Annotated in this window: 1 protein-coding gene; it reads right to left on the reverse strand. The window is 71.7% G+C overall.

Annotation, left to right across the window (positions count from 1 at the left end; genetic code table 11):
• Positions 1-8: 8 nt before the first annotated feature.
• Complete coding sequence (locus tag AB0I81_RS39035; RefSeq protein WP_360667910.1) at positions 9-21,017, reverse strand: non-ribosomal peptide synthase/polyketide synthase; 21,009 nt, start codon at positions 21,015-21,017, stop codon at positions 9-11.
• Positions 21,018-21,031: the final 14 nt, after the last annotated feature.

Genomic DNA, 21,031 nt, shown 5'->3' on the forward strand with positions numbered 1-21,031 from the left:
AACCTGATTCAGGGGGCGTCGAGCGCCCGGACGAGCACTTCGGCGATTTCACTGAGCGGCGCCGGGCGGGTCATGTCGAGGTGTTCGCAGTCGATGGGGTGATCGATGATCTGCCCCTCGACGAAGTCGGCCCAGTCGCCGCACGACTGCTCGTCCGGATCGCGGCCCTGGAGCGCGGTGAAGAACACCAGGTCGCCGCGGAAACGCCCGGGGGTCTGGCCGAACATCAGCTCCAGGTTGCGCATGGAGGCCGCGTACAGCTCCTCGATCAATGCGGGGTCGAGGTTGAGCTGCCCCGCGCCCTCGCGCTCCATGAGCATGGCCACCCAGTTGCCATCGGGCATCCCCTCCCGCCAGGTGTCCTCCGGCGGGTAGGCGTCCATCATGGCCAGCAGGGCGACCTCCTCCCCCTGCTCCTGCAGGCGGCAGGCGATCGCGTGCGAGATTCCGCCGCCGAGCGACCAGCCGAGCAGGTGGTAGGGGCCGGTGGGCTGCACCTGCCGGATGTGGGCGAGGTAGTCGTCGACCAGTTCGGCCAGGGAGGAGTGCCGTACGGTGTCGGTGCCCAGGCCGCGGGTCTGCACGCCGTACACCGGCCGGTCGGCGCCCAGGTGCTGCAGCAGCCCGGTGTAGCACCACGCCAGGCCGGTGGCCGGGTGCACGCAGAACAGCGGCGGTTTGCTCCCTCTCGTCCGCAGCGGGAGCAGGATGCCGCTCGGGCGCACACTGCCGGCCTGCCTGGCGTCGGCCAGCTCGCAGATCCCGGCGACGGTGGGCGCGTGGAACAACTCCTGCAGGCTGACCTCGATGCCCAGCATGGCCTTCATGCCGGCGGTCACCCGGGTGGCCGACAGCGAGTGGCCGCCCAGGTCGAAGAAGTTGTCGTCGATGCCCACGTGGCTCAACCCGAGCACCTCGGCGAACAGCCCGCAGAGCAGTTGCTCGCGGGAGTCGCGCGGGCCACGGCCGTCGGCCGCGCCGGCGAACTCGGGGGCGGGCAGCGCCCGGCGGTCCAGTTTGCCGTTGATCGTCAGCGGCAAAGACTCCAGCGGCACGAACGCCGCCGGCACCATGTACTCGGGCAACGACGCGGCCACGTGCGCCCGCAGCTCCGCGGCGTCCGGCAGCTCCTCGACCGGCACCAGGTAGGCCACCAGGCGATGGTCGTCCGGGCGGTCCTCTCTGGCGATCACGGCCGCCTGGGCCACCTGCGGATGGGCGGACAGCGCCGCCTCGACCTCGCCCAGCTCGATCCGGAAGCCGCGGATCTTGACCTGGTCGTCGCCGCGCCCGACGAACTCCAGCACGCCGTCCGCCCGCCATCGGGCCAGGTCGCCGGTCCGGTACATCCGCTCACCCGGATCGAACGGGCTGGCCACGAACCGGCTCGCGGTGAGCTCGGGCCGGCCGAGATAGCCCCGGGCCTGGCCGTCGCCCGCCACGTACAGCTCCCCCGTCACCCCGACGGGCACCGGGCGCAGGCCGCCGCCCAGCACGTAGGTGCGGTAGTTGGGCAACGACCGGCCGGCGCCCACCCTGTCGTGCCGCCTGACCTGCGACCACTCCAGGTCGTGGGAGGTGACGTGGACGGTGGTCTCGGTGATGCCGTACATGTTGACGAGCCGGGTCGTGGCGGCGGGGAACGACTCGTACCAGCCGCGCACGTGGTCCCGCTTGAGCGCCTCGCCGCCGAAGATCACCACTCGGAGGTCGGGCAGCGGCTCGCCGCCGCCCGCCGTGCGCAGGAGCTCGCGGAAGCTGGACGGCGTCTGGCTCAGCACCGTGACGCCGCGCTCCCGCATGAGCCGCCAGAACGCCTCCGGCTGGTGGATCACCTCGGAGGAGACGACCACCACCCGCCCGCCGGTGGCCAGCGCGCCCCACAACTCCCAGACGGAGAAGTCGAAGGCGTAGGAGTGGAACATCGTCCACGCGTCGCCGGGCCCCAGGCCGAGCTGCTCGCAGGCGGTCCACAGGAGGTTGACCACGCTGCGGTGCGCGACGACCACGCCCTTGGGCCGTCCGGTGGAGCCGGAGGTGTAGATGACGTAGGCGGGATGGTCGGCCGAGGCCCGGCGGCCCGGGTCGGTGTCCGGGTACGCGCCCAACGAAGGATCATCAAGGAGCAGCGTCGGCACCGCCGTGTGCTCGGACAGGGCCAGCAACAACACGGGCCGGGCGTTCTCCAGCAGGTACGCCACACGCGAGGCGGGATAGCCGAGGTCGATGGGCAGGTACGCGCCACCGGCCTTGAGCACCGCCAGCAGCGCCACGACCAGCTCCCCGGACCTGGGCAGCGCGACCGCGACCAGGGACTCGGGCCCGACGCCGAGCGAGATCAGCCGGTGGGCGAGCCGGTTCGCGCGGGCGTTCAGCTCGCCGTAACTCAGCTCCCGCCCGTCCGCCACGACCGCCACCGCCTCCGGCGCACCGGCGGCCCGCGCCTCGACCAGCTCGGTGAGCGTGACCTCGGGAACCGGCCACGGCGTGCCGTTCCACGTCGTCAGCAGAGTCTCGCGCTCCTGCGCCGAGAGCAGGTCCACCTCCTCGATGCGGCGGCCGGGATCGGCCACCATGGACCGGAGCATGCGCTGGAAGCGCAGCGCGAACCCGTCCACGGTCTCGTGGTCGAACAGGTCGGTGTCGAACTCGATGACGCCGGGCAGGCCGGCGGGCGTGCCGTCGTCCGCGTGCTGCTCGCTCAGCATGAACCCGAGGTCGAACTGGACGACCTCCAGCGCCACCTCTTCGAAGGAGGTGCGCAACCCGGCCAGCGGCAGGACGGACTCGCCGTCGTTGTGCAGCGTGAGGAGGGTCTGGAAGAGCGGGTGGTGGTTGCCGCGCGCCGGGTTGAGCTCCTCGACCAGCCGTTCGAAGGGCAGGTCCTGGTGCTCGTACGCGGCCAGGTCGGTCGCCCGGACCCGCTCGATCAACTCCTCGAACGTGGGATCCCCCGAGGTGTCGGTACGCAGCACCAGCGTGTTGACGAAGAACCCGACGAGATCGTCCAGCGCGTCGTCCAGCCGCCCGGCGACCGGGGTGCCGATCGGGATGTCGTTCCCGGCGCCCAGCCTGGACAACAACGCCGCGAGCGCCGCCTGAACCACCATGAAGAGGGTCGCTCCGCTGCGCCGGGCCAACGCCATCAACTCGCCGTGCAGTTCCGCCGGCACATCGAACCGCACATGACCGCCCTGGAAGCTGGGCACCGCCGGACGCGGCCGATCGACCGGCAGCACAAGCTGGTCAGGAAGACCCGCGAGCTTTTCCGACCAGAACTCCAGCTGTCCCTCCAGAGGCAACTCCCGCTGCCACAACGCGTAGTCGGCGTACTGAACCGGCAGGGGCGCCCAGTCCGGCGCCCGCCCTTCGACCCGAGCCTCATAGGCCATCGACAGATCCCGGCAGAACGGGCCCATCGACCAGCCGTCTGCCGCGATGTGGTGGATGACCAGCAGCAACACGTGCTCCTGCGGCCCCAGCCCGAACAGCCGGGCCCTGAGGGGAATCTCCCCGGCCAGGTCGAACGGCTGGTTCGCGGCCTCGATCACCGCCTGGCGCAGCTCCGCCTCGGTGACGTCGGTCTGCTCGACGTCCGGCCGAACCGCGTCGATGATCCGCTGGTAGGGCACGCCGCCGTCGGCGGGGAAGACCGTACGCAGCGCTTCGTGCCGTCCTGCGACGTCGGCGATCGCGTCGGTCAGCGCGGCGAAGTCCACCTCACCCCGCAGGCGGATGGCCATCGGCACGTTGTAGCTCGCGTTCGAGCCCTCCCACTGGTTGAGGAACCACAACCGCTGCTGCGCGTAGGACAGCGGGATCCGCTCCGGCCGGGCGACGGGCACCGGTGCGGGCCGTACCGGGCCCCGCTGCCGGGGGGAGGAGGGGTCCGGCGCGCGGAGCCGGGCGATGCCGGCCACGGTCGGGTCGGCGAACAACTGCCGCACGCTCACCTCCACGCCCAGCACCGACCTGATCCTGGAGATCAGCCGGATGGCCAGCAGAGAGTGCCCACCCAACTCGAAGAAGTCGTCGTCGGCGCCCACCTGGCTCACGCCGAGCACCTCGGCGAACAACCCGCACAACACCTCCTCACGCGGATCGCGCGGCCCCCGGCCCGCGGGCGGCCCGTCGAAGGAGGGCGCGGGCAACGCCCGGCGGTCCACCTTGCCGTTCGAGGTGAGCGGCAACGACGTCAGGGGTACGAACGCCGCCGGAATCATGTGGTCCGGCAGCACCATGGCCAGCGCCGCGCGCACGGCGGCCGGCTCGACGTCGCCGACCGGGTAACCGACCAGGCGGGCGACCCCGGAGGCGTCGTGGTGCAGACCGGCCGCGGCGCCCCGAACGCCGGGCACGTTCCGCATCGCCGCCTCCACCTCGCTCAGCTCGATGCGGAAGCCACGGATCTTGACCTGGTCGTCGGCGCGCCCGAGGAACTCCAGCACGCCGTCCGCCCGCGCCCTGACCGTGTCGCCCATCCGGTACATTCGCGTCCCCGCGGGTCCGAACGGGTCGGCCACGAACCGGCCCGCGGTCAGTCCCGGGCTGCCGATGTAGCCGCGCGCCACCCCGGCGCCCGCCACGTACAACTCGCCCGCGACGCCCGGTGGCACCACGTTCAGGTCCTGGTCCAGGACGTAGACCCGGACGTCGGGCAGCGGTCTGCCGATGGGCACGAACCGATCGCCGGTGGGCTCCGCCGCGAAGGCGGTGGCGTCCACGGTGACCTCGGTGGAGCCGTAGGCGTTGACCGCCGGCGATCCCGGTCGCAGCACCTCGAGGAGTTCCCGGCAGTCGGTGACCGGCCAGCCTTCCGATCCGACCGTGAGGTGGCGCAGCGGCGGGAACGTACGGCCCTGCCGCCTGACCTCCGCCACCAGCGTCCGCAGCAGCGAGGGGACGATCTCCAGGCTGGTCGCCGCCGAGCCGTCCAGGAGATCGAGCAGCCTGGCCGGATCGAGGGTGACCTCGATCGGGCTGATCGTGAGCGTCCCGCCGAAGAAGATCGACCTCATCAGGTCGGCGAAGAACAGGTCCACGGAGACCCCGGACACCGAGACGAACCTGGGCCGCAGCTCGGCGAGCCCGTACTGGACGTCGTAGCTGTGCGCGATCCCGAGCAGGTTGCCGTGCTCGACCATCACGCCCTTGGGGCGGCCGGTGGTGCCGGAGGTGTGGATCACGTAGGCGAGGTCGCCGGGGAGCACGCTGACCTGGGGGCTTCCGACGGGTTCCGCCGCGATGGCGGGCCGGTCGGCGTCCAGCAGGACCATCGGCGGGCCGGGCAGCGCGGCGGCGTGCCCCGAGCGGGTCACCACCAGGGACGCGCCGGTGTCGGCGAGCAGGAACGCCAGCCGGTCCGCCGGCAGGTCCGGGTCCAGCGGCACGTACGCGGCGCCCGCCTTGAGCACGGCCAGCAGCGCCACGACCAGGTCCACGCCGCGCTCCAGGTGGACGCCGACGACATGGCCGCGGCCGGCCCCCTTGCCCACGAGGTGGTGGGCGAGCCGGTTGGCCCGCCGGTTCAGCTCCGCGTAGGTGAGGGTGTCCTGGCCGCACACCACGGCCACCGCGTGCGGGGTCCTGCGCGCCTGGTGGTCGAACAGCTCGTGGACGGCCTGGTGGGTGGGTCGGTCGCCGGTGGCGGTGTCGTTCCACTCGACGAGGATGCGCCGCCGTTCGGTCTCCGCCAGCAGGTCAGGGCGGCCGATGGGCTGTCCCGGGTCGGCGGTCATCGCTTCGAGCAGCCTGAGGAAGCGCCCGATCATGGCCGCGACGGTGCCGGCGTCGAACAGGTCCTCGCCGTACTCGACCGTGCCGCGCAACCCCGCCGCCCGGCCGTCGTCGTCGCGCTCCTCGATCAGGTCGAAGGAGAGGTCGAACTTGGCCCCGCCACCGGCCGAGGGCACGAACGAGGCGCGCACGCCGGGCAGCTCGAACTCGCCCGTGCGGACGCTGCGCTCCACGCTGAGCATGGTCTGGAACAGCGGGTGGTGGCCGCCCGCGCGGTCGGGGTTGAGCTCTTCGACGATCCGCTCGAAGGGCAGGTCCTGATGCTCGTACGCGGCCAGGTCGGCGGCGCGTACCCGGTCGATCAGCTCACGGAAGGTGGGCCGGCCGCCGGTGTCCACACGCAGCACCAGCGTGTTGACGAAGAATCCGATGGCGGCGTCCAGCGCGTCCTCGTCGCGGCCCGCCACCGGGGTGCCGATCGGGATGTCCGTGCCCGCGCCCAGCCGGGTCAGCAGCGCGGCCAGTGCCGCGTGCAGCACCATGAACAGCGTCGCGTGCGAGTCGCGGCCCAGTTCCAGGAGCCGGGCGTGCAGGTCCGCCGGGATCGTGATGGGCAGCCGCGCTCCCCGGTGGCTGGGCTGGGACGGGGGTGGGCGGTCGGCCGGCAGCGTGATCCGGTGGGGCAGGCCGGCCAGTTCGGCCGACCAGAAGGCGAGCTGTCCCTCCAGGGGCAGGCGCCGCTGCCACAGCGCGTAGTCGGCGTACTGGACGGGCAGCGGGGCCCAGTCCGGTGCCCGGCCGCCGGCGCGGGCCGCGTACGCGCGGGCCAGGTCGTGTCCCAGCGGGGTCATCGACCAGCCGTCGGCGGCGATGTGGTGCAGCAGGATGAGCAGGACGTGTTCCCGCTCGTCCAGCGCGAACAGCCGCACTCTGACCGGCGGCTCGGCGGCCAGGTCGAAGGGCTGTCCGGCGGCCTGCTCGATCCGCTCGGCCAGGTCCTCCTCCGTGCAGGAGACGACCTCGACGTCCGGCCGGGTCTCGACGACCTGCTGGTACGGCACGCCGTCCACGGCGGGGTAGACGGTGCGCAGGCTCTCGTGCCGGTCGGCCAGGTCGCCGACCGCCTCGATCAGCGCCTGCCTGTCGAGGGTTCCCGACCAGCGCACCGCGACCGGGATCGTGTAGGCGGGGCTGGGTCCCTCCCATTCATGCAGGAACCACAGCCGCTGCTGCGCGTAGGAGAGCGGCACGGTCTCGGGGCGGGGAACCGCCGTCAGGGCCGGACGGGTCGTTCCCGCCACCGCGCGACGGGCGATGCCCGCCACCGTCGGGTCCGCGAACAACTCCCGCACGCTCAGCTCGACGCCCAGCACCGACCTGATCTTCGAGATCAGCCGGGTGGCCAGCAGGGAGTGCCCGCCCAGGTCGAAGAAGTCGTCATCGACGCTCACCCGGCTCACGCCGAGCACCTCGGCGAACAACCCGCACAGGATCTCCTCGCGCGGATCGCGCGGCCCCCGGCCTGCGGGCAGCCCGTCGAAGGCAGGCGCGGGCAGCGCGCGCCGGTCGAGTTTCCCGGTCCTGGTCAGTGGCAGCGCGTCCATCAGCACGAACGCCGCCGGCACCATGTACTCGGGCAGCACCGCCGCCACATGCGCCCGCAACTCCGCGACCTCAGGAATCCCATCGGCCGTCACGTAGGCCACCAGGCGCCGCTCGCCCGAGCCGTCCTCGGCCACCACGACGACCGCCTGCGCCACCTGCGGATGGGTGGCCAGCACGGCCTCGACCTCGCCGGGCTCGATGCGGAAGCCACGCAGCTTGACCTGGTCGTCGGCCCGGCCGACGAACTCCAGCACCCCGTCCGCCCGCCACCGGGCCACGTCGCCCGTACGGTACATCCGCGCACCAGGGTCGAACGGGCAGGCCACGAACCGTTCCGCGGTCAGCCCCGGACGGCCCGCGTACCCGCGGGCCAGCCCGTGACCGCCCAGGTACAGCTCTCCCGCCACCCCCACGGGCACCGGCCGCAGCCCGGCGTCCAGCACGAAGGCGCGGACGTTCGGCAGCGGCCGTCCGATGGGCAGCGACCGGTCGTCCCGGGTGAGTTCGTGCACGGTGGACGTGCAGGTCGCCTCGGTCAGGCCGTAGACGTTGAACAGCCGGGCCGTGCCGAGGGGCCGCCACCGCTGCAGGTGGTCGGGCGAGACCCGCTCGCCGCCGATGATGACGAACCTGAGCGACTCCGGCAGCCGCCGCCCTTCACGCGTGAGAGTGTCGACCCATTCGTGCCAGTACGGCGTGGTCACCTCGAAGCCGGTGACGCGCTGCGTCTCCAGATGTCCGGCCAGGTCGGCCACGTCGGTCAGCCCGGCGGTCCCCGGCAGGACCAGGCACGCGCCGGCCAGCAGCGTCGGCAGCACCTCTTCCACGATCACGTCGAACGAGACGCCGGCCACCTGGAGTATGCGGTCCTCGGGCGTGAGTTCCAGGACGCCGGACATCGCCAGGGCAAACCCGGCCAGCTCCCCGTGCACGAACATGGAGCCCTTCGGCCGCCCGGTGGAGCCCGACGTGAAGAAGACGCAGGCCAGTGCGGCCGGATCGAGCGCGGGAAGCGGCGAGGCGGTGACGGGGGCGCCATCGACGTACAGGACGGGGAGGTCCACGCCGTCCAGCCCGGCCGCCGCCTCAGGCATGGTGATCACGGCTTCGGCGGCGGCGTCGCGCAACATCGCCTCCACCCGTGGGGCCGGAGTAGCGGGGTCGAGCAGGAGGAACGCCTTGCCTGCCAGCATGACGCCCAGCATCGCGACGACGAGTTCCGGCCGCTGCCGCGTCATCACGGCGACGACCTGCTCGGGCGAGGTGCTCAGGCGGCGTAGCCGGTGGGCCAGCCGCTCGGCGCGGTCGACCAGTTCGGCGTAGCCGACCTGGCTGCCCTCGCAGCTCAGCGCGGGAGCGTCGGGTGTCAGTGCGGCGCGCGACCGGATCAGGTCGGCGACGTTGGCGTCCGTGTGGCCGGTCCGCTCGCCGTGCCACTCGACGAGGAGCCGGTGGCGTTCCCCGTCGCCGAGCACGTCGAGGTCGCCGATCCGGCGATCCGGGTCGGCCGTGACCGCGTCGAGCAGCCGGAGCAGGCGCTCGGCCATCGACCGCGCGGTGTCCTCGTCGAACAGGTCGGCGCTGTACTCCAGGCCGCCGCGCAGACCCTGCGGGCTGCCGTCGTCGCCGTAGCTCTCGGCGAGCCCGAGCGTGAGGTCGAACTTGGCGACCCGGAAGCCGACCGGGAAGTCCGCGACCCGCACGCCGGGCAGCTCGAACGGGGGCGGGTCGTCGTTCCGCAGCACCAGCATGACCTGGAAGAGCGGGTGGTGCGCGGCGGAACGGGCCGGGTTGAGCGCCTCGACCAGCCGCTCGAACGGCAGGTCCTGGTGCGCGAAGGCGTCCAGGTCGGTCTCGCGCACACCGGCCAGCAACTCGCGGAACGTCGGGTCGCCCGAGGTGTCGGTGCGCAACACCAGCGTGTTGACGAAGAACCCGACGAGGTCGTCCAGCGCGTCGTCGGTGCGCCCGGCCACCGGCGTGCCGATCGGGAGGTCGGTCCCGGCCCCGAGACGGGTCAGCAGCGCCGCGAGTGCGGCCTGCAGGACCATGAAGACGGTGCTGCCGTTCTGCCTGGCCAGCGCGACCAGCCTCGCGTGCAGTCCGCCGTCCACCTCCAGCTCGACCAGCGCGCCGGTATGACTGGGGGCGGCGGGACGGGCGCGGTCGGCGGGCAGGTCCAGCTCGTCGGGCAGCCCGGCCAGCCTGTCGGACCAGTGGGCGAGCTGGCGGGACAGGACACTGTCCGGATCGCCGTCACCGCCGAGCAGCCCGTGCTGCCACAGGGCGTAGTCCGCGTACTGCACGGGCAGCGGCGACCAGCCGGGGGCCCGGCCCTCGCGGCGCGCGGTGTAGGCGGCGGCGAGGTCGCGGCAGAGCACGTCGAGCGACCATCCGTCGGCGGCGATGTGGTGCACGACCAGCACCAGGACGTGCTCGTCCGGCGCGGTCGCGAACAACCACGCCCGGATCGGCGACTCGGCGGCCAGGTCGAAGACGTGACCGGCGGCCTCGTCCACAGCCGCCGGCAGTTCCTCCGGCGCGCAGGCGTGAACCGAGAACGACGGCCCGGCGTCCACGATCTCCTGGCGGGCCACGCCGCCCGTGGCGGGCAGCCGGGTGCGCAGGCTCTCGTGCCGGCCGACGACGTCGTTCAGCGCGCTGGTCAGCGCGTCCACGTCGAGCCGCCCGTACAGGCGGAAGGCCATCGGGATGTTGTAGGTCGCGCTGGGGCCCTCCCACTCGCGCAGGAACCACAACCGCTGCTGGGCGTAGGAGAGCGGCAGCACGTCGGGGCGTGGCACGGGCACGAGGGCGGGACGCGGGTCGCCGCCGACGTCCAGGCTCGCCGCGAGGGCCGCCACGGTGGGCGCGGCGAACAGTTCCCTGACGTTCGCCTCGACGCCGAGCGTCGAGCGGATGCGCGAGATCAGCCGGGTGGCCAGCAGCGAGTAGCCGCCCAGGGCGAAGAAGTTGTCGTCGATGCCGACCGAGGGCAGCCCGAGCACGTCCGCGAAGAGCCGGCACAGGATCTCCTCGCGGGGGCCGCGCGGGCCACGACCGGCCGGTTCCTCGGATTCGGGAAGCTCGGGGGCCTCGGGAGTCCACGCCGGCACGTCCACCGGCCCGATGGAGGTCGCGGGGTCGGCGACCATCGTTTCGATCGTGCTCAGGAATCGGTGCCCCATCCAGCGGACGGTCTCCTCGTCGAACAGGTCCGTGGCGTAGCCGATGACGATCTGGTGCTCGGTGACGGCGAAAGTGAGGTCGAACTTCGAGACGGGCAGCTCGACCGGCTGCTCGGTGGCCGTGACGCCGGGGAGGTCGAGGTCGTGCGCGGTGGCGTCGTCGACGATGAGGGAGACCTGGAAGAGGGGGTGGTGGTTGCCGCGCGCCGGGTTGAGCTCCTCGACCAGCCGTTCGAAGGGCAGGTCCTGGTGCTCGTACGCGGCCAGGTCGGTGGCCCGGACCCGATCGATCAACTTCTCGAACGTCGGATCGTCCGAGGTGTCGGTGCGCAACACCAGCGTGTTGACGAAGAACCCGACGAGATCGTCCAGCGCGTCGTCGGTGCGTCCGGCCACCGGCGTGCCGATCGGCACGTCGGTCCCGGCGCCCAGCCTGGACAACAACGCCGCCAGCGCCGCCTGGACCACCATGAACAACGTGGCTCCAGTGCGCCGGGCCAGCGCCACCAGCTCACCGTGCAGCTCCGCCGGCACCTCGAACCGCACATGGCCGCCCCGGAAGCTGGGCGTCGCCGGACGCGGCCGATCGACCGGCAGCACCAGCTGGCCGGGAAGGTCCGCCAGTTCCTCCGACCAGAACGCCAGTTGCCCCTCCAGAGGCAACTCCCGCTGCCACAACGCGTAGTCGGCGTACTGCACGGGCAACGACGGCCACATCGGCGCCCGCCCTTCGAGGCGAGCCCCATACGCGACCGACAGATCCCGGCAGAACGGACCCATCGACCAGCCATCCGCGGCAATGTGATGCATGACCAGCAACAGCACATGCTCCTGTTCGGCGAGCCGGCACAGCAGCCCCCGGACCGGCAGGTCGGTCGCCAGGTCGAAGGCGTGGCCGACGGCCCGCCCGATCCGCGCCGCCAACTCCTCCGCCGTGCAGGAGACGACCTCCACGACGGGCCGGGCCTCGACGACCCGCTGGTACGGCACGCCGTCCACGGCCGGGAAGACGGTGCGCAGGCTCTCGTGCCGATCGGCCACGTCACCGATCGCCGCGATGAGGGCCTCCTGATCCAGCGGACCTGCCAGCCTCAAAGCGATCGGGATGTTGTAGGTGGCGCTGGGGCCCTCCCACTCGTGCAGGAACCACAGCCGCTGCTGCGCGTAGGAGAGCGGCACCGCCTCGGGCCGGGGAGCCGCCGTCAGCATCGGACGGGTCGTCCCCGTCACGGCGCGCCGCGCGACGCCCGCGACGGTCGGGGCGGCGAACAGCTCCCGCACGCTCAGCTCCACTCCGAGCACCGACCTGATCCTGGAGATCAGCCGGGTGGCCAGCAACGAATGCCCGCCCAGGTCGAAGAAGCCGTCGTCGATGCTCACCCGGCTCACGCCGAGCACCTCGGCGAACAACCCGCACAACACCTCTTCGCGCGGGTTGCGCGGGCTGCGGCCGCCGACCGTCTCGAAGGCAGGCGCGGGCAGGGCTCGCCGGTCCACCTTGCCGTTCGGGCTCAGCGGCAGCGCGTCCAGCCGTACGAAGACCGCCGGCACCATGTACTCGGGCAGCAGCGCGGCGACGTGCGCCCGCAACTCCCGGGTGCCGGGCCCCGCGCCCTTGACCGTCAGGTACGCCACCAGCCGCCGCTCACCGGAGTCGTCCGCGTGCACCACGACCGCCGCGTGCCCGACCAGCGGATGCGCGACCACCGCCGCCTCGACCTCGCCCGGCTCCAGCCGGAGGCCGCGCAGCTTGACCTGGTCATCCGCCCGTCCGACGAACTCCAGCACGCCGTCCGCCCGCCACCGGGCCACGTCGCCCGTACGGTACATCCGCGCGGCCGGTTCGAACGGGCAGGCCACGAACCGGTCCGCGGTCAGCCCGGGCTGGCCCGCGTACCCGCGAGCCAGCCCGTCGCCACCCAGATACAGCTCCCCCGCCACTCCGGCGGGCACCGGCCGCAGCCCGGAGTCCAGCAGGTAGACGCTCTTGCCGATCAGCGGAGTGCCGATGGGCACCGGGTTCGGGGCGCGGCCGGGCTCGCACTCCCACATGGTCGCGCCGATCGTGGCCTCGGTCGGGCCGTAGCCGTTGAACAGCCTGCGGCCGACCGACCAGGTCGCCGCGAGCGCCGGGGCGCACGCCTCGCCGGTCACCGTCACCGCGAGGCCGGCGGGCAGCCCGTTGGCGGGCAGGTCCGCCACCACGGCCGGCGGGATCGCGACATGGGTGATCCCGTGGTCGGCGGCGAAGTCGATCAGGTCCTGGCCGAGCGGCCGCTCACCGGCGGGGATGACGAGCGTCCCGCCCGAGAGCACCGCGCCGAACACGTCCCACAGGGCCGCGTCGAAACTGGTGGACACGAGTTGCAGCACGCGGCTGCCGGGTCCCACCGCCTGGCGGTGCACCTGGCCCGCCACGAGGTCCCCCACGCCCGCGTGCGCCACCACCACGCCCTTCGGCCGGCCGCTCGACCCCGATGTGTAGACGACGTAGGCGGCGTTGCCGAGTTGCACGGGCAGGTGAGGGTCGCTCGCGTCGGCGTGCCGGTTCAGGTCGTCGAGCAGCAGCCGGGGCGTGCCGTCCGCCGGCAGAGTGTGTTCGGCAGTGGTCAGCACGAGCGCCGGGGCGCAGTCGGCGAGCATGTACCGGATGCGTTCGGCCGGATAACCGGGATCGATCGGTACGAACGCCGCACCGGCCTTGAGCACCGCGAGGAGCGCGATCACCCACAGGTCACCGCTCGGCAGGGCGATCGCCACCCGGTCCTCCAGCCGGATCCCGCGCTCGATGAGAAGGTGGGCCAGGCGGTTGGCGTGCGTGTTCAGCTCGGCATAGGTGAGCGTGCGCTCGCCGCAGGTCAGGGCGGTGGCGTCAGGAGTGGCACGGACCTGCTGTTCGAACAGGGTGTGGACGCAGGCCGGGTGGCCGTTGTCGGGTGTGGTGTTCCAGTCCTGCAGGATGAGGCGGCGTTCGTCCGGGGCTAGCAGGTCGGGTGTGCTGATGGGGCGGCCGGGGTCGGTTGTCATGGATTCGAGCATGCGCAGGAAGCGGTACGCGAGTCGTTCGACGGTTTCGCGGTCGAACAGGTCGCCGGCGTACTCGATCACGCCGCTCATCCCGCCCTGCTGCTCGGCCAGGGCTACGCCGAGGTCGAACTTGGCGGTGTGGTAGGTGATCGGCTGTTCGGTGGCCGTGACGCCGGTGAGGTCCAGGTGGTGGCCGGTGACGTTGTTCAGGGCGAGGGAGACCTGGAAGAGGGGGTGGTGGTTGCCGCGCGCCGGGTTGAGCGCCTCCACCAGCCGTTCGAAGGGCAGGTCCTGGTGGTCGTACGCGGCCAGGTCGGTGGCCCGGACCCGCTCGATCAGCTCCTCGAAGGTCGGATCGTTCGAGGTGTCGGTGCGCAGCACCAGTGTGTTGACGAAGAACCCGACGAGATCGTCCAGCGCGTCGTCCAGCCGCCCGGCGACCGGTGTGCCGATCGGGATGTCGGTTCCGGCGCCCAGCCTGGACAACAACGCCGCCAGCGCCGCCTGCACCACCATGAACAACGTGGCCCCGCTGCGCCGGGCCAGCGCCACCAGCTCACCGTGCAGCTCCACCGGCATGGCGAACCGCACCTGGCCGCCCCGGAAACTGGGCGTCGCCGGGCGCGGCCGATCCACCGGCAGCTCCAACTGGTCAGGAAGGTCCGCCAGCTCGGCCGACCAGAACTCCAGTTGCCCTTCCAGAGGCAACTCCCGCTGCCACAACGCGTAGTCGGCGTACTGCACGGGCAACGGCGCCCAGTCCGGCACCCGCCCCTCGGCCCGGGCCGCGTAAGCCACCGACAGATCCCGGCAGAACGGACCCATCGACCAGCCATCCGCGGCAATGTGGTGCATGACCAGCAACAGCACATGCTCCTGCGGCCCCAGCCCGAACAGCCGGGCCCTGATCGGAATCTCCCCGGCCAGGTCGAACGGCCGATTCGCGGCCTCCATCACCGCCTGGCGCAACTCCGCCTCAGTGACATCGGCCCGTTCCACCTCCGGCCGAACCGCGTCGATGATCCGCTGGTAGGGCACGCCACCGTCGGCGGGGAAGACCGTACGCAGCGCTTCGTGCCGTCCCGCGACGTCGGCGATCGCCTCAGTCAGCGCGGCGAAGTCCAGCCCACCCCGCAGGCGGATGGCCATCGGCACGTTGTAGCTCGCGTTCGAGCCCTCCCACTGGTTGAGGAACCACAACCGCTGCTGCGCGTAGGACAGCGGGATCCGCTCCGGCCGGGCAACGGCCACCGGCGCGGCCCTGACCGAGCCCCGCGACCTGAGAGACGAAGGGTCCGGCGCGCGCAGCCGGGCGATGCCGGCCACGGTCGGGTCGGCGAACAACTGCCGCACGCTCACCTCCACACCCAGCACCGACCGGATCCTGGAGATCAGCCGGATGGCCAGCAGAGAGTGCCCACCCAACTCGAAGAAGTCGTCGTCGAGGCCCACCCGGCTCACGCCGAGCACCTCGGCGAACAGCCCGCACAACACCTCCTCGCGCGGGTCACGCGGGCTGCGACCGCCGGCCGTTTCGAAGGCAGGCGCGGGCAACGCCCGGCGGTCCACCTTGCCGTTGGGGGTCAACGGCAAAGCGTCCAACGTGACGTACGCGGAAGGCACCATGTACTCGGGCAACACAGCCCCCAGCCCGGCCCGCACGGCACCCGCCTCGGCGTCGCCCACCAGGTAGGCCACCAGCCGACGACTGCCCGTGGCGTCCTCGGCCGCGGTGACGGCGGCGTCGCTCACGCCCGGCACGGCGCGCAGCGCGGACTCCACCTCACCAAGTTCGACCCGGAAACCGCGCACCTTCACCTGGTCATCCGCCCGGCCGACGAACTCCAGCACCCCGTCCGCCCGCCACCGCACCAGATCGCCCGTACGGTACATCCGCGCACCCGGCTCGAACGGGCAAGCCACGAACCGTTCCGCGGTCAGCCCGGGACGGCCCGCGTAACCGCGAGCCAGGCCGCCGCCGGACACGTACAACTCGCCCACCACACCCACGGGCACCACGCCCAGCCGCTGGTCGAGCACCAGAACGCCCTTGCCGGCCAGGGGCGTGCCGATCGGGATCGAGGCCCGCTCGGTGTCGGCCTCGACGACCTGGTGGCACGTGGTGAATCCCATGCTCTCCACCGGCCCGTAGCCGTTGAGCACGGTCAGGCCGGGGAAGCGCCGCAGCGCACGGCGCACGTGCGCGACCGAGGCGGCCTCGCCCGCCGTCATGGCCACCCGCAGCCCGGCGAAGACCTCGGGACGCTCGTCGAGCAGCGCGTTGAACAGGCCGGCCGACAGTTGCAGCACTGTCACGCCGTGCCCGGCGACCAGTCGCGCGATCTCGTCCGGGTCGAGCCGCTGACCCGACGGCAGGACACAGGTCCCGCCGTGCAGCAACGCGCCGAAGACCTCCAGCGCGAACGCGTCCCACGACATCGGCGAGGACTGCAACCACACATGCCCCGGACCGAAGTCCATATAGTTCTGGGCAAGAAAAGTGGTGGTCATCGCCCCGTGCGGCGCCACGACACCCTTGGGACGACCGGTGGACCCCGACGTGAACATGACACAGGCGACGTCACCGGGCCCCATGGAAAGCCCCGGACTCGACATGGGATCCCCAACGATCGCGCCCTCATCGACGAGCACGACGCGCGGCCCGTGCGGCCCGTGCGGCCCGGTCAGGCTGCCCGCGAGTTCCTCCGTGGTCACGACCGCCTCCGCGGCGACGTCACCGAGCATCAGCGCACGCCGCTCAGCGGGAAACGCCGGATCAAGCAGGGCATAACCCGCCCCCGCCTTCAGCACACCGAGCAACGCGGCGACCAGACCCACCCCACGCTCCAGACACACACCCACCACCGACCCAGGACGCACACCCGCCGCCACCAGATCACGCGCCACCCGACTCGCCCACCCGTCCAGATCCGCATAACGAACCCGCCGCTCCCCGAAGACGAGCGCCACGGCGTCAGGAGTGGCACGCGCCTGCCGTTCGAACAGGGTGTGGACGCAGGCCGGGTGGCCGGTGTCGGGTGTGGTGTTCCAGTCCTGGAGGATGAGGCGGCGTTCGTCCGGGGCGAGCAGGTCGGGTGTGCTGATGGGGCGGTCGGGGTCGGCTGTCATGGATTCGAGCATGCGCAGGAAGCGGAACGCGAGCCGTTCCACGGTTTCGCGGTCGAACAGGTCGCCGGCGTACTCGATCACGCCGCTCATCCCGCCCTGCTGCTCGGCCAGGATTACGCCGAGGTCGAACTTGGCGGTGTGGTAGGTGATCGGCTGTTCGGTGGCCGTGACGCCGGTGAGGTCCAGGTCGTGGCCGGTGACGTTGTTCAGGGCGAGGGAGACCTGGAAGAGGGGATGGTGGTTGCCGCGCGCCGGGTTGAGCGCCTCGACCAGCCGTTCGAAGGGCAGGTCCTGGTGGTCGTACGCGGCCAGGTCGGTCGCCCGGACCCGCTCGATCAGCTCCTCGAACGTGGGATCCCCCGAGGTGTCGGTCCGCAACACCAGCGTGTTGACGAAGAACCCCACGAGATCATCCAGCGCGTCGTCCAGCCGCCCGGCGACCGGGGTGCCGATCGGGATGTCGGTCCCGGCGCCCAGCCTGGACAACAACGCCGCCAGCGCCGCCTGCACCACCATGAACAAGGTGGCCCCGCTGCGCCGGGCCAACGCCACCAGCTCACCGTGCAGCTCCACTGGCACCTCGAACCGCACATGACCGCCCCGGAAACTGGGCGTCGCCGGGCGCGGCCGATCCACCGGCAGCACAAGCTGGCCGGGAAGGTCCGCCAGTTCCTCCGACCAGAACTCCAGCTGCCCGTCCAGAGGCAACTCCCGCTGCCACAACGCGTAGTCGGCGTACTGCACGGGCAACGACGGCCACACCGGCGCCCGCCCTTCGAGGCGAGCCCCATACGCGACCGACAGGTCACGGCAGAGCACTCCCATGGACCAGCCGTCCGTGGCGATGTGATGCATGACCAGCAGCAGCACGTGCTCCTCGGGCCCCAGCCGGCAGATCCGGCCACGGATCGGCAGGTCGGCCGACAGGTCGAAGGCCTGGCCGGCGGCCTGCTGGATCACCGCCGCCAATTCCTCCTCCGTGCAGGCGACGACCTCGACGTCCGGCCGGGCCTCGACGACCTGCTGATACGGCACGCCGTCCACGGCCGGGAAGACGGTCCGCAAGCTCTCATGCCGATCGGCCACGTCACCGATCGCCGCGACAAGGGCGCTCTGTTTCAACGGACCGCGCAGGCGCAGGCCGAGGGGCACGTTGTAGGCGGCGCTCGGCCCTTCCCACTCGCGCAGGAACCACAACCGTCGTTGCGCGTACGACAACGGCATCCTGTCCGGCCTGGGCACGGCCCACAAACGCGGGTTCGCGCGCCCGCGCCGGTTCGCCGACGCGGCGAGGGCCGCCACGGTCGGCGACGCGAACAGCTCCTGAAGGCTCACCTCGGTGCTCAGCACCGACCGGATCCTGGAGATCAGCCGGATGGCCAGCAGGGAGTGCCCACCCAACTCGAAGAAGTCGTCGTCGAGGCCCACCCGGCCCACACCGAGCACCTCGGCGAACAGCCCGCACAACACCTCCTCGCGCGGATCGCGCGGCCCCCGGCCTGCGGGCGGCCCGTCGAAGGAGGGCGCGGGCAGCGCCCGGCGGTCCACCTTGCCGTTGGGGGTCAGCGGCAACGACGGCAGCGGCACGAACACCGACGGCACCATGTACTCGGGCAGCACAGCCTCCAGCCCGGCCCGCACGGCACCCGGCTCGACGTCGCCCACCAGGTAGGCCACCAGCCGACGACTGCCCGTGGCGTCCTCGGCCGCGGTGACGGCGGCGTCGCTCACGCCCGGTACGGCGCGCAGCGCGGACTCCACCTCACCAAGTTCGACGCGGAAACCGCGCACCTTCACCTGCTCGTCAGCGCGACCGAGGTACTCCAGCACCCCGTCAGCCCGCCACCGCACCAGATCGCCCGTACGGTACATCCGCGCACCAGGGTCGAACGGGCAGGCCACGAACCGTTCCGCGGTCAGCCCGGGACGACCCGCGTAACCGCGCGCCAGGCCGCCGCCGGACACGTACAACTCGCCCACCACACCCACGGGCACCACGCCCAGCCGCTGGTCGAGCACCAGAACGCCCCTGGTGGCCAAGGGCGTGCCGATCGGGATCGAGGCCCGCTCGGTGTCGGCCTCGACGATCCGGTGACACGTGGTGAACACCATGCTCTCCACCGGCCCGTAGCCGTTGACCACGACCAGCTCGGGGAAGCGCCGCAGCGCACGGCGCACGTGCGCGACCGAGGCCACCTCGCCCACCGTCATCGCCACCCGCAACCCGGCGAAGACCTCGGGACGCTCGTCGAGCAGCACGTTGAACAGGCCGGCCGACAGCACCAGCACCGTCACGCCGTGCCCGGTCACCAAGCGCGCGATCTCGTCCGGATCGAGCCGCTGACCCGACGGCAGGACACAGGTCCCGCCGTGCAGCAACGCGCCGAAGACCTCCAGCGCGAACGCGTCCCACGACATCGGCGAGGACTGCAACCACACATGTCCCGGACCGAAGTCCACATAGTTCTGGGCAAGGAAAGTGGTGGTCATCGCCCCGTGCGGCGCCACGACACCCTTGGGACGACCGGTGGACCCCGACGTGAACATGACACAGGCGACGTCACCGGGCCGGACGGAGAGCCCGGGGCTCGGCGGGGCGGAATCATCCTCACGCATGAACACCAGGGGTCCGCTCAGCCCGTCCGCGAGTTCCTCCGTGGTCACGACCGCCTCCGCGACGACGTCACCGAGCATCAGCGCATGCCGCTCAGCGGGAAACGCCGGATCGAGCAGGGCGTAACCGGCCCCCGCCTTCAGCACACCGAGCAACGCGGCGACCAGACCCACCCCACGCTCCAGACACACACCCACCACCGACCCAGGACGCACACCCGCCGCCACCAGATCACGCGCCACCCGGCTCGCCCGCCCATCCAGATCCGCATAACGAACCCGCCGCTCCCCGGAGACGAGCGCTACAGCGTCAGGAGTGGCACGCGCCTGCCGTTCGAACAGGGTGTGGATCCCCTCTTCCGCCGGATGCCCGGCCGGGCCCGCACTGAGCGCGCGCATCTGCTCGCCCGCGGCCGGGCTCAGCAGTTCGATGTCTCCGATCCGCCGATCGGCCGCGGAGCCGAGCAACGAGCGCAGAAAGATCAGGAAATTGCGTCCGACGGCGTTGAAGTCCGCGACGTCGTACGCGTCCGGGCTCGCGTCGAAGTCGATGCGCAGCCCGTCGTCGCCGCTCCGGCCGTCCACCACGACCTCGACGTCCTCGACCCGCCCTGTCATGAAGTGGTGCATCGTACTCGGCCGGTCGCCGAACCGGACCTGCTGCCGGAACCGCATGATGTTGATCAGGGAGCCGAAGAACGTCATCTGCCCGCCGGGCAGCGAGAGGTGCCTGCGCATCTCCTCCACGCGGTAGCGCTGGTGGGCCAGCACGTCGTCGACCTCGGCGGCCACCCGTGCGACGAGTTCGCGCAACGTCAGGTCCGGATGGACGGCCACCCGGAACGGCACGACCTTGGACATCATGCACGGCACGTTCAGCGCCGTGGGCGTGGTGCGCCCGGTGACGGGCAGGCTCATCACCACGTCCTCGGTCCCGCTGACACGGTGCAGGTAGGCCACCATGATCGCGACGAGCAGCCGGGACCACTTGACGCCCAGTCCGCCGGCCAGCTCGCGCAGCCGGTCGTACTCGTACCTCGTCAGATGGTGGGTGCGGCGCAGGATCCTGATCGTGCCCTTGGCCGTCGGGCGGCCGAGCGTGACGGGAACCGGGTTGCCGGACAGCCGCTCGCGCCAGAAGTCGCGGTCGCGGTCGATCTCGGGCGAGGTCAGGTAACGCCGGTCCTCCTCCAGCAGTTCGGCCAGCGAGCCGAACGGCGCGGCGGGGACCTGTTCGCCGCGCTCCATGGCCGTGTACACCTCGGCCACCCGCCGCACGAACATCGCGTGCCCGAACCCATCGATGACCAGGTGGTGGAAGCGCCAGTACCAGAAGTACCGGTCCTCCTCGATCCTGAACAGCACCTCGTTGAACAGCACGTCCCTGCCGAGGTCGACGGCCTGCTCGACATCGGCCCGCATCCACGCCACGGCCGCCGCGGCCGGGTCGTCCCGGCCGGACAGATCGTGGAAGGCGAAGGGCAGCGGGCGGTCCCGCTCCACCACCTGGTACGGCTCACCGTCCGCGGCCACGGCGAAGCGAAGGTTCAGCGCATCGGTCTCGCGCACCGCCTGACGCAACGCGGACTCGAACAGCGCCACCTCGACGGCTCCGTGAATCTCCAGGTACTCGGCTGCGTTCCACTGCTCGTTCGACGAGCCGAACTGACAGGCGAACCAGACGCCCCACTGTGAGTTCGACAACGGCAGTCGTGACATCTCGCACTCCATCC

Source organism: Nonomuraea sp. NPDC050404, from assembly GCF_040655495.1.
Taxonomy (GTDB): domain Bacteria; phylum Actinomycetota; class Actinomycetes; order Streptosporangiales; family Streptosporangiaceae; genus Nonomuraea.